Raw genomic sequence first — 12403 nt, 5'->3', positions numbered from 1 at the left:
ACTTTACAATTTAGCCATAAAGAGAGGGGTTTATAGCATGAATGATTATTTTTTAACCTATCCGTATTCTTCGAAGCGCGTATGCTCTATTGCAAAAAAGGGGATGGTTGCGACTTCGCAGCCGTTAGCTGCACAGGCGGGGATGGAAATATTAAGAATGGGTGGAAATGCAGTGGATGCAGCTATTGCATCAGCAGCTTGTTTAACCGTTGTGGAGCCATCTTCTAATGGAATTGGCGGAGACGCTTTTGCAATCGTTTGGATGAATAATTCTCTTTATGGTTTAAATGCAAGTGGACCTGCTCCAATGAAAACAACAGTAGAAGCAGTGAAAGAAGCTGGTTTTTCTTCTGTACCTGAAAGAGGATTTCTTCCAGTAACTGTTCCAGGAGCACCATCTGCGTGGGCTGCCCTTTCGAAACGATTTGGAAAATTAAGCCTAAGTGAAGTTCTTAAGCCGGCAATAACTTATGCAAGAGAAGGTTTCCCACTGTCTCCAACTGCAGGAAGAAACTGGATGAACGGTGTGAATAAGTTAAAAAAAGAATTAAAAGGTGAAGCACATGAAGCTTTCTTTGAAACGTTTGCACCAAATGGAAGAATTCCACAAATAGGGGAAGTTTGGAAATCGGAGAATTTTGCCACTACTTTAGAAAGTATTGCTGAAAGCAATGGAGAATCATTCTATCGTGGAGAACTTGCCGAGAAAATAGACCAATTTTCAAGAGAATATGGCGGTAAGATTAGAAAAGAAGATTTAGCTAATTTTTATCCAGAATGGGTAACGCCTGTTTCTACAAACTATAAAGGCTATGATATTTGGGAAATCCCGCCTAACGGTCAAGGTACAGTTGTCCTTATGGCATTAAATATTCTAAAAGGCTATACGTTTCATGAAAAAGAGCAAATCGATACGTATCATACTCAATTAGAAGCAATGAAATTGGCTTTTACAGACGGAAAAGAATTTATTACCGAAAAGGAAGATATGAAAGTAAGACTGGAAGAGCTGCTATCAGATGAGTATGCAGATGAACGCAGAAAGCAGATTAAAGATACAGCAAGTCTTCCGCAAGCTGGAAAACCGCAGCATAGCGGTACTGTTTATGTCGCAGCTGCTGATGATGAAGGGAATATGGTTTCCTTTATTCAAAGCAACTACAGAGATTTTGGTTCTGGTTTGGTTGTTCCTGGAACGGGCATTCTACTGCAGAATAGAGGCCATAATTTCTCTTTGGATCCTAATCATGTGAACTGTTTAAAACCTGGTAAAAGAACGTATCATACGATTATTCCAGGCTTTATTACAAAAGGAGATACACCGATTGGTCCTTTTGGGGTAATCGGAGCATTTATGCAGCCGCAAGGACAAGTGCAAGTACTTATGAACATGATTGAGTTCGGATTAAATCCACAAGCGGCTATTGATGCCCCTCGTTGGCAATGGTTTGGCGACAAAAAAATTATGCTGGAAACAAATGTTCCTCGTCATATTATTGAAGGGTTAGGAAGAAAAGGACATGAAATTACGATGTCCATCGATTCGAATGAATGTGGAAGAGCGCAAATCATTTGGCGAGATCCAGAAACAGGTGTGTATTACGGCGGAACAGAATCCCGTACAGATGGCAGTGTAGCTATTTGGTAATAGAGAAGTAGATACTATACAATAATTGGACTATTCGTTAATTATATAAATAAAAGGCTGTTTTCGTATAGATTGTTACTTTTAAACTTCGCAGCCTGAATACACTTCGTCCGTTTAGCGAGCGTCGAGCCTCCTCGTCGCATACGCTCCTGTGGGGTCTCGTCTTTCTCACATTCCCACAGGAGTCTACGTGTATTCAGGCTGCTGAGTATTGCTTCTCCCAATTTTTTACGTAAAAAACAACAAACTTTGAGAAAACAGCCAAATAAAAAAAACGGGACATGTTGATAAAATCAGCATGTCCCGTTTCCTGTTAATATGGCGAAACATGAACATGTACTCTCGATTTATTGTTTAAAAGAAGATAGAAATATGTAATTGTGAACAAAATGTGAACAAGTTTGTGAAATACTGAGCAAATTTTCATTAAAACTATTGATGCTTATTTCAATCCAGTATATGATAAGGGTGTAAAGAGAAATAAAGATGAATTTGGTATAAAAGCAATATATTACCATATTTATTTATTGCAGCAGTGTTAAGCCATCATACATTTTTTATTCTATAATTCTATAGAAAAGGATGTGGTCATCCCTGAAAAATAGCTACTAATCAAGTAGTTTTTCTTTAGGATATACTTGTGAATTGTTTCACAAAGTTATTTTTTGGAATTCATTCTGTAATGAAAAATGGAGGGATTTAAGATGTCAGTTGTTGAAAAAGATGTAAAAGCAAAAAAAGACGTGAACGCCATTATTGATGAAATAGCAGCAAAAGGAAAAAAAGCATTAGAAGAATTTTATCAATTAGATCAAGAACAAGTTGATAATATTGTAAAAGAAATGGCATTAGCTGGTTTAGATAAACATATGCATTTAGCGAAGCTTGCTGTAGAAGAAACAGGAAGAGGCGTGTATGAAGATAAAATCATTAAAAATATTTTCTCAACAGAATATATTTATCACAATATAAAATATGATCGTACCGTTGGCGTTATTAATGATGATGAAGTAAATGGTGTAGTAGAAATAGCTGATCCAATTGGTGTGATTGCTGGTGTTACCCCAGTTACAAACCCAACATCAACGACGATGTTTAAAGCGATTATTGCCATTAAAACACGCAACCCAATTGTGTTTGCCTTTCATCCATCTGCACAAAAATGCAGCAGTGAAGCTGCTCGAATCTTAAGGGATGCTGCTGTAAAAGCAGGCGCACCTGAAAACTGCATCCAATGGATTGAGAAACCGTCTATTGATACAACACAAGCGTTAATGAACCACCCTGGAATTTCGTTAATACTTGCTACTGGAGGTCCGGGAATGGTGAAATCTGCATACAGCTGTGGCAAGCCTGCTCTTGGAGTAGGAGCTGGGAACGTTCCATGCTATATTGAAAAAACAGCAAAAGTAAAAAGAGCAGTAAATGATTTAATCCTTTCTAAAACATTTGATAACGGTATGATCTGTGCTTCTGAGCAAGCAGTAATTATTGATAAAGAGATCTACGATGAAGTGAAAAATCAGCTTCAGCGCAATAATTGCTATTTCTTAAATGAAGAAGAGAAAAAGAAAGTAGAAACGCTAGTAATCAATGAAAATACTTGTGCAGTCAACCCTAATATTGTTGGTAAATCTGCACACTATATTGCGAATCTAGCAGGAGTAAAAGTGCCGGAAGATACAAAAATATTAATTGCTGAATTAGAAGCCGTTGGTCCTGCTTACCCGCTTTCAAGAGAAAAACTAAGTCCAGTTCTAGCTTGCTATAAAGTGAATTCAACGGAAGAAGGAATCAAACGAGCAGAAGAAATGCTAGAGTTTGGTGGATTAGGACACTCTGCAGTCATTCATTCTGAGGATGAAGAAGTAACAAAAGCATTTGCATTACGTATGAAAGCATGCCGCATTATCAACAATGCTCCATCTTCTCAAGGGGCAATCGGCGATATTTATAACGCTTATATGCCGTCTTTAACACTTGGCTGTGGATCTTATGGCAGAAACTCTGTATCTACTAACGTAACGGATGTTCATTTATTAAATGTCAAAAAATTAGCGAAGAGAAATAATAATATGCAATGGTTTAAAGTTCCGCCTAAAATTTATTTCGAAAAAAATTCTGTGCAATATTTACAAAAAATGACCGATATTTCTCGAGTGTTTATTGTAACTGATCCATATATGGTGAAGTTCGGATACGTGGATAAATTGCTTTATCATTTAAGAAAAAGAGAAAACTTAGTACAAGTAGAAGTATTCTCTGATGTAGAGCCAGATCCATCATTAGATACGGTTGCAAGAGGAACAGAAATGATGGCGAAGTTTCAGCCAGATTGCATTATCGCACTTGGCGGTGGATCACCGATGGATGCTGCAAAAGGAATGTGGTTATTTTACGAACATCCAGACGAAGATTTCTTTGGCTTAAAACAAAAATTCATGGATATAAGAAAAAGAATTTATAAATATCCAAGTTTAGGAGGGAAAGCACAGTTTGTTGCCATTCCAACTACTTCTGGAACAGGGTCTGAAGTTACATCTTTTGCTGTAATTACAGATAAAGAGCAAAACGTAAAATATCCTTTAGCAGACTATGAATTAACGCCTGATGTAGCGATAATTGATCCGCAGTTTGTTATGACCGTACCACCGGCAGTTACAGCAGATACTGGAATGGACGTATTAACACACGCTGTCGAAGCATATGTGTCAATTATGGCAAATGATTATACCGATGCGCTTGCAGTAAAAGCAGTTCAATTAATATTTGAATATTTGCCAAAAGCGTATCGAAACGGAGCAGATGAAGAAGCGCGCGAAAAAGTTCATAATGCATCTACGATTGCAGGAATGGCATTTGCCAATGCATTTTTAGGAATCAACCATAGCTTGGCACATAAATTAGGAGCTGAATTCCATATTGCGCATGGACGTTCTAATGCAATCTTAATGCCGCATGTTATTCGTTATAATGCAGAAAAACCAAAGAAATTCACTGCATTCCCTAAATATGAACACTTTAAAGCAGATGAACGTTATGCAGAATTAGCAAGAATATTAGGTTTGCCTGCAAATACAGTGGAACAAGGAGTAGAAAGCTTTATACGTGCGGTTGTTCGTCTTGCTAAAGAATTAAATATTCCAATGAGCATTGAAGCAAACGGCGTTAATGCAAAAGATTTTGAAGCAAAAGTAGAATATTTAGCAGACCGTGCGTTTGAGGATCAATGTACAACTGCAAACCCTAAGTTACCACTTGTTTCAGAGTTGGCTGATATTTATCGTAAAGCATTTAAAGGCGTTTAATCTGATTGTTTCTAAATTTCATGCAAAAAAAACGAGGAGTAGCCCCCCCTCGTTTTTTTGCATGACTTTGTTAATTTTTATTGTTGATGTTAAAAGAAGGTCCGCAGCAGGAATACACTTCGCTTTCCACGGGCGAATGCCAAGCCTCCTCGTCGCTTCGCTCCTGCGGGGTCTCGCCTATTTCGCTTTTCCCGTAGGAGTCTTCGTGTATTCCTGCTGCTCGGTGCTTCAAATATAGACAAAAATAACAATATCTTTTAACTGAGCCTTTTGCATAAAAGAATACTACGCGAAACTAGTAATTTTTAATGGAGCAGCCCTTCGTAAATCAATATACTTATTTTTTAAACGAATGAGTGGTAAATGCGGTTCGTTGGCATGGATAAAAATAATCTCTGCTGTTTCATTATTGTTTAATTTCACCTTTTTAAAAAGCTGCTTTCTCATAATAAATTGTGTAAATGGAATAACTATGGCAGGGTTTAATGTGTTGCCATATGCTTCACTTATTAATTCGTTAATCGCCTCAAAATAAGATTTCTTCTCCTTATATGTATTAGAAGTACACATACTATTAAAGATATCTGCAACAGAGACAATTTGAATCATAAAAGGGATATCTTTTTCTAAACGGTTGCATGGATAGCCTTTTCCATTAATTTTTTCATGATGTAATAGAGCGGCTCTTGAGATAAGGATATCTAATTTTGTTAATGGGAAAAGGATGCTTTTTCCTAGTACCGTATGCTTTTGCATTTCTTTATATTCTTTTTGAGTTAATTTTCCCTTTTTTTTCACAATAGCCGGATCAATAGATAACATCCCGATATCATGGAATAACCCCATTTGTCCAAGGAGCTCACAATTTTTTTTCGAATAACCTAATATTTTTCCAATCATAGCGGAGATGATGCCTGCATTTATACTATGCTGGTAAATATAATCCGATTGAGAAGCATTCTTATGAATAATTTCTAAAGCAGAAAAGTCTTGTAAACATAGCTCCATTAGTATGGTAAAATGCGAAAGAAGCTGGTCTAGCCCTTCCTCTTTTTTTTGGAGGATATGTTGAAATACTTTTTTTACTTCATGTAATAGAGTAGGATACATTTTTTCAATAGAAATAGAATTGGAAGAAAAAGGTGAAATAATGATAGAAGGATCTACATGATGTTTTTCGAGTAATTTTATATGTGTTTGATTTAAAATAGTCCCTTTTTTTAATAATAAAAGACCTTGTATGGAATTTGAAAAGATATCTCTGCTTAGTGGATTCCCGATTATATCGGCTGTTGTATTTTCCATATCCATTTAATGTTCCCCTTTAAAAAATGTTTTTTTCCTGAAAATAATCTTTTTGTAAATATTACCTTAGAAAAATGAACAAGAAAACCTACTAACTTACTAGAAAACGTCATACATATTTACTAATTTAAACCACTGTATTGTTAAATAACTACTATTCTAAATAGAAGCCCCTAAATAAATCTCCTTTCTTTCAAATTTGCTTGTTAGCAAAATAATACCGAAATCGAAATTAGTACTTCCAAACTTAAACAGTAGTAAAAATTTGTTTACATTATCAAGAAATAATCCATTTAGAATGACTGATCGAACAGTGCTGTTAAAGGACAGTGTGGTTTGATCAGTCATTCTTTTTTGAAAGGCTACCCTGAAAAGTGTGGTGTTCTTGTGAGTAGTCCGCAGCCGGCATACACTTCGCTTTCCATGGGGCCGGGCGTCGAGCCTCCTCGTCGCTAGCGCTCCTGCGGGGTCTCGGCTGTCCCGCTAATCCCATAGGAGTCTTCGTGTATGCCGGCTGCTCTGCGCTAAAAAATAGGGAGACTGCTTCTTTTCATGCGCCATGGTGCGAATTTTGTTGCATGGGTGGCTACCTTGAAAATATGCTCTGTTTAAAGGGGTTTTCCGAAGCTTATCGCTTTCCTTGGGGCGAGTGATAAGCTTCTCTAAACCAACCACTTAGTAAAAAACGAATATTCGTTCGTTTTTCTGGTTTGAAATCCTTTGTTTGTGGTAGAATGGAAATATATTGATAGAAGGCTTAAGGAGAATTCTTTAAGCAAAACGATAGGTTAACTCCGCAGAAGTTAAATGCTTTAAGCAGTATAAAAAGAAGCGTGTTTGTAAGTACATAGAAGGATTCATTTTTTTGTTTGGCTGTTTTCTAAAAGTTGTTGTTTTTGAATAAATAATAAACGTGGCAGAAGCACTGAGCAGCCTGAATACACGTAGACTCCTGCGGGAAAAGCGAGAAAGACGAGACCCCACAGGAGCATAGCGACGAGGAGGCTCGGCACTCGTCCGCGGAAAGCGAAGTGTATTCAGGCTACGGGGTAAATAACAACAATCTATACGAAAAGAGCGTTCTGTTTTTTAGAAAGTGGATAACGGAACCACCAAAGATAGTTGTCAACAGTCTGTATGGTCCTTATTTTTATTTAAAGGGATAAAATGGGAGGATGTTTAACGTGAGTCAGCAATTTGATTTAGTTTCCAATTATTCTCCACAAGGAGATCAGCCGAGGGCAATCAAGGAGTTAGTCTCAGCCATTCAATCGGGCAAAAAACTTCAAACTTTGCTTGGTGCTACTGGTACCGGGAAAACTTTCACGATAAGCAATGTAATAAAAGAAGTAAAAAAACCAACTTTAATCATTGCCCACAATAAAACATTGGCAGGTCAGCTATACAGTGAGTTTAAAGAGTTTTTTCCAAATAATGCGGTTGAATATTTCGTCAGCTATTATGATTATTATCAACCAGAAGCATATGTTCCTCAGACGGATACTTTTATTGAAAAGGATGCAAGTATTAACGATGAGATCGATAAACTTCGACATTCTGCAACATCGTCGCTATTTGAAAGAGAAGATGTCATTATTGTTGCTAGTGTTTCTTGCATTTACGGCTTAGGTTCTCCTGAAGAATATAAAGAAATGGTTGTTTCTTTACGAACAGGCATGGAGCTGGAAAGAAACCAGCTACTAAGAAAACTAGTGGATATTCAATATGACCGCAATGATATCGATTTTAAACGCGGTACATTCCGAGTTAGAGGGGATGTTGTTGAAATTTTTCCGGCTTCTCGTGATGAACATTGTGTAAGAATAGAGTTTTTCGGCGATGAAATCGATCGAATTCGTGAAGTAGATGCACTAACGGGTGAAATAATAGGCGACCGCAATCATATTGCTGTTTTTCCAGCTTCCCACTTCGTTACAAGAGAAGAAAAAATGAAGCTGGCAATTGAAAACATTGAAAAAGAATTAGAAGAACAGCTCGCTAAATTAAGAGAGGATAATAAATTATTAGAAGCACAGCGCTTAGAGCAGCGTTCTCGTTATGATTTAGAAATGATGCGGGAAATGGGTTTTTGCTCTGGGATTGAAAACTATTCCAGACATTTAACTTTGCGGCCCCCAGGATCTACTCCATATACGTTATTGGATTATTTCCCTGAAGATTTTTTGATTGTAATCGATGAGTCACATGTTACGCTTCCACAAATTAGAGGAATGTATAATGGCGACCAGGCAAGGAAAAATGTATTGGTGGATCATGGTTTCCGTTTACCGTCTGCTTTAGATAATAGACCATTAACATTTACCGAATTTGAAAAGCATATCCACCAAATGATTTGTGTTTCTGCGACGCCAGGCCCTTATGAGTTAGAACATACACCTGAAATGGTACAGCAGATTATCCGGCCAACAGGTTTGCTGGATCCAACCATTGATATTCGTCCAATTGAAGGTCAAATAGATGATTTAATTGGAGAAATCCAGGAAAGAATTAAACAAAATGAAAGAGTATTAGTGACGACATTAACGAAAAAAATGTCAGAGGACTTGACGGACTATTTAAAAGAAATAGGGATAAAAGTGCAATACTTGCATTCGGAAGTGAAAACATTAGAACGAATTGAAATAATTAGAGAACTGAGAGTTGGAAAATATGATGTACTCGTTGGAATAAATTTGTTAAGAGAAGGATTGGATATTCCAGAAGTTTCTCTTGTGACGATATTAGACGCCGATAAAGAAGGATTCCTACGTTCGGAACGTTCTTTAATTCAAACGATCGGACGTGCAGCGAGAAATGCAAATGGCCAAGTGATTATGTATGCCGACAAAATAACCAACTCTATGGAGTTGGCAATTAGTGAAACGAAACGCCGCCGTGAAATTCAAGAGGCATACAATAAAAAACATGGAGTTATTCCACAAACGATTCAAAAAGGCATTCGCGAATCAATCCGCGCAACACAAGTAGCGGAAGTTCCAGACGAATATGAAACTAGTGTGAAACTGGAAAAGTTGACCAAAAAAGAACGAGATGTCATGATTGCGCAAATGGAATCAGAAATGAAAGAAGCGGCAAAAGCGCTGAATTTCGAACGGGCAGCAGAGTTGCGTGATTTACTCTTAGAATTAAAAGCAGAGGGGTGAAAGAATGGCAAAAGATAAATTAATTGTTAAAGGTGCAAGAGCACATAATTTAAAGAATATTGATATAACCATTCCAAGAGACAAACTAGTAGTCATTACAGGGCTGTCTGGATCAGGTAAATCTTCTCTTGCATTTGATACCATTTATGCAGAAGGACAAAGAAGATACGTAGAATCATTATCAGCATATGCACGTCAATTTCTGGGACAAATGGATAAGCCGGATGTAGATTCGATTGAAGGCCTTTCTCCTGCCATATCGATTGATCAGAAAACGACAAGTCGGAATCCTAGGTCAACAGTTGGAACGGTAACGGAAATATACGACTATTTACGGTTGTTGTATGCAAGAGTTGGTAGACCGACATGTCCAGAACACGGCATCGAAATCAGCTCTCAAACAATTGAACAAATGGTGGACCGTATATTGGAATATCCAGAAAAAACGCGAATGCAAGTGTTGGCTCCCGTTATTTCTGGAAGAAAAGGCACCCATGTAAAAGTATTAGAGGAAATAAAAAAGCAAGGCTATGTAAGGGTTCGTATTGATGGAGAAATGTATGAAATAGGGGATGACATTACCCTTGAGAAAAATAAAAAGCATAATATTGAGGTTGTAATTGACCGTCTTGTAGTAAAAGATGGGATTGCAGCAAGACTTGCTGATTCTTTAGAAGCCGCTTTGCAGTTTGGAGAAGGCAAAGTGATCATTGACGTAATAGGGCAAGAAGAATTGCTGTTTAGTGAGCACCATGCTTGTCCAATTTGTGGTTTTTCAATCGGAGAATTAGAACCTAGATTATTCTCTTTTAACAGTCCATTTGGTGCTTGTCCAGACTGTGATGGGCTTGGAACAAAACTCGAAGTGGACCTAGATTTAGTCATTCCTAATCAGCAGCTGACATTAAATGAAAATGCGATTGCACCATGGGAGTCGGTTAGTTCTCAATATTATCCCCAATTATTAGCAAGTGTTTGTAATCATTATGGAATTGATAGGGATATTTCAGTAAAAGATATTCCAAAACATCTGTTAGATAAGGTTTTATATGGATCCGGAAAAGAAAAAATTCATTTTCGATATGAAAATGAATTTGGACAAATTAGAGAAAATGACATCCAATTTGAAGGGGTCATAAGAAATATAGAAAGACGCTACAAAGAGACAAGTTCAGATTATGTAAGAGAACAAATGGAAAAATACATGGCCCAGCAGCATTGTCCAGCATGTAAAGGGTATCGTCTCAAAAAAGAAGCGTTGGCAGTTCATGTAAATGGAATACATATTGGGGAAGTAACACAAAAGTCCATTGTCGAAGCGAATGATTTTATTAGCAGTTTAACGTTAACGGATAAAGAAAAACAAATCGCTAATCTTATCTTAAGGGAGATAACAGAGCGTTTAGGGTTTTTAATCAATGTTGGATTAGATTATTTAACGTTAAGCAGGTCAGCAGGAACTCTTTCGGGCGGTGAAGCGCAAAGAATTCGATTGGCAACACAAATTGGCTCTCGTTTAACAGGAGTATTATATATTTTAGATGAACCATCTATTGGGCTTCATCAAAGAGATAATGACAAGCTGATCGAAACATTAAAGCATATGAGGGACATTGGAAATACGCTTATCGTTGTAGAACATGATGAAGATACGATGATGGAAGCTGATTATTTGATTGATGTTGGACCAGGAGCAGGAGTGCATGGCGGACAAATTATCTCCACCGGCACACCGAAGCAAGTGATGAAAGATAAAAAATCTATTACAGGACAATATTTATCCGGTAAAAAGTTTATTCCATTACCGTTAGAAAGAAAACAGCATGATGGCAGATATATTGAAATAATCGGAGCAAATGAAAATAACTTAAAAGATGTAGATGTCAAAATACCTTTAGGTGTATTTACGGCAGTAACAGGAGTATCTGGGTCAGGGAAAAGTACGTTAATTAATGAAATTCTCCATAAAAGCTTAGCGCAAAAGCTAAATCGTGCCAAAGCAAAACCTGGAGAGCATAAAGAAATAAAAGGCATCGAGCATTTGGAAAAAGTCATTGATATTGATCAGTCGCCAATCGGCCGTACACCCAGGTCCAACCCTGCAACTTATACAGGTGTATTTGATGATATTCGCGATGTGTTTGCTGCGACAAATGAAGCAAAGGTCCGCGGATACAAAAAAGGAAGATTCAGCTTTAATGTAAAAGGCGGAAGATGTGAAGCATGCAGAGGCGATGGTATTATTAAAATTGAAATGCATTTTCTTCCAGATGTGTATGTACCGTGTGAAGTATGTCATAGCAAACGATATAATCGGGAAACATTAGAAGTAAAATACAAAGGGAAAAATATTTCCGATGTGTTGGAAATGACAGTCGAAGATGCTGTTTCCTTTTTTGAAAACATCCCAAAAATTCATCGGAAGCTGCAAACAATTGTGGATGTAGGATTAGGGTATGTGAAACTAGGACAACCTGCGACTACTTTATCCGGTGGGGAAGCGCAGCGGGTAAAACTTGCTTCTGAACTGCATCGCCGTTCAACAGGTAAATCATTTTATATTTTAGATGAACCAACAACTGGGTTGCATGTAGACGATATTTCCAGGCTGTTAGTTGTGCTGCAGCGATTAGTGGAAAATGGAGATACCGTGTTGGTAATCGAACATAATTTAGATGTTATTAAAGCAACAGACTATATTATTGATTTAGGTCCAGAAGGCGGAGACAAAGGAGGCACCATTTTAGGTGCAGGAACACCAGAAGAAATTGCAAATCTAGATGGATCGTATACAGGAAAATATTTAAAGCCGATTTTAGAAAGAGACCGCCTTCGTATGCAAGAACAGGTAGAAAGTATGGAAAGAGTTACTTCTCACTAAAAAAGAGTTTGGCGTTAATATTTAACAAAAATGCTCTGTTAAACGATCAACAATAGAATTTAACAGAGCCAACAAAAAAGAAATGCATGTGCATTTC

The 12403-nt window shown here is 37.4% G+C and carries 5 protein-coding genes; 4 read left to right on the top strand and 1 reads right to left on the bottom strand.

The genetic code is table 11. The annotated features are described in order from the left end of the window. Positions 1-37 precede the first annotated feature (37 nt). Positions 38-1648: a gamma-glutamyltransferase gene (ggt, locus tag ACTXGU_RS15155; protein ID WP_443482368.1), complete on the top strand. Its 1611-nt coding sequence runs from the start codon at positions 38-40 to the stop codon at positions 1646-1648. Positions 1649-2352: 704 nt separating this feature from the next. Continuing rightward, on the top strand, positions 2353-4956 hold the full coding sequence (gene adhE, locus ACTXGU_RS15150) for a bifunctional acetaldehyde-CoA/alcohol dehydrogenase (RefSeq protein WP_443482367.1): 2604 nt from the start codon (positions 2353-2355) through the stop codon (positions 4954-4956). Between the two features lie 285 nt (positions 4957-5241). On the opposite strand, the gene ACTXGU_RS15145 is transcribed toward adhE, so the two are convergent. Then, the gene (locus ACTXGU_RS15145) at positions 5242-6267 is read right to left on the bottom strand and encodes an HD-GYP domain-containing protein (RefSeq protein WP_443482366.1); all 1026 of its coding nucleotides are present in this window, start codon (positions 6265-6267) and stop codon (positions 5242-5244) included. A 1178-nt stretch (positions 6268-7445) separates the two neighbouring features. Between ACTXGU_RS15145 and uvrB the strand changes: the two genes are divergently transcribed. Both uvrB and uvrA read left to right on the top strand, forming a co-directional pair. Beyond that, positions 7446-9425 carry an excinuclease ABC subunit UvrB gene (uvrB, locus tag ACTXGU_RS15140; protein ID WP_443482365.1) on the top strand — a complete coding sequence of 660 codons (1980 nt, stop codon included), beginning with the start codon at positions 7446-7448 and terminating at the stop codon, positions 9423-9425. A gap of 4 nt (positions 9426-9429) precedes the next feature. After that, positions 9430-12306: an excinuclease ABC subunit UvrA gene (uvrA, locus tag ACTXGU_RS15135; RefSeq protein ID WP_443482364.1), complete on the top strand. Its 2877-nt coding sequence runs from the start codon at positions 9430-9432 to the stop codon at positions 12304-12306. Positions 12307-12403 lie beyond the last annotated feature (97 nt).

Source organism: Niallia sp. 01092, from assembly GCF_052318935.1.
Classification (GTDB): domain Bacteria; phylum Bacillota; class Bacilli; order Bacillales; family Cytobacillaceae; genus Niallia.
This window is presented reverse-complemented; position numbering and strand designations above follow the sequence as displayed.

Bases quoted from the DNA above. Each gene is read 5' to 3' on its own strand.
- ggt (WP_443482368.1), top strand. From the start codon at position 38: ATGAATGATTATTTTTTAACCTATCCGTATTCTTCGAAGCGCGTATGC.
- adhE (WP_443482367.1), top strand. From the start codon at position 2,353: ATGTCAGTTGTTGAAAAAGATGTAAAAGCAAAAAAAGACGTGAACGCC.
- ACTXGU_RS15145 (WP_443482366.1), bottom strand. From the start codon at position 6,267: ATGGATATGGAAAATACAACAGCCGATATAATCGGGAATCCACTAAGC.
- uvrA (WP_443482364.1), top strand. From the start codon at position 9,430: ATGGCAAAAGATAAATTAATTGTTAAAGGTGCAAGAGCACATAATTTA.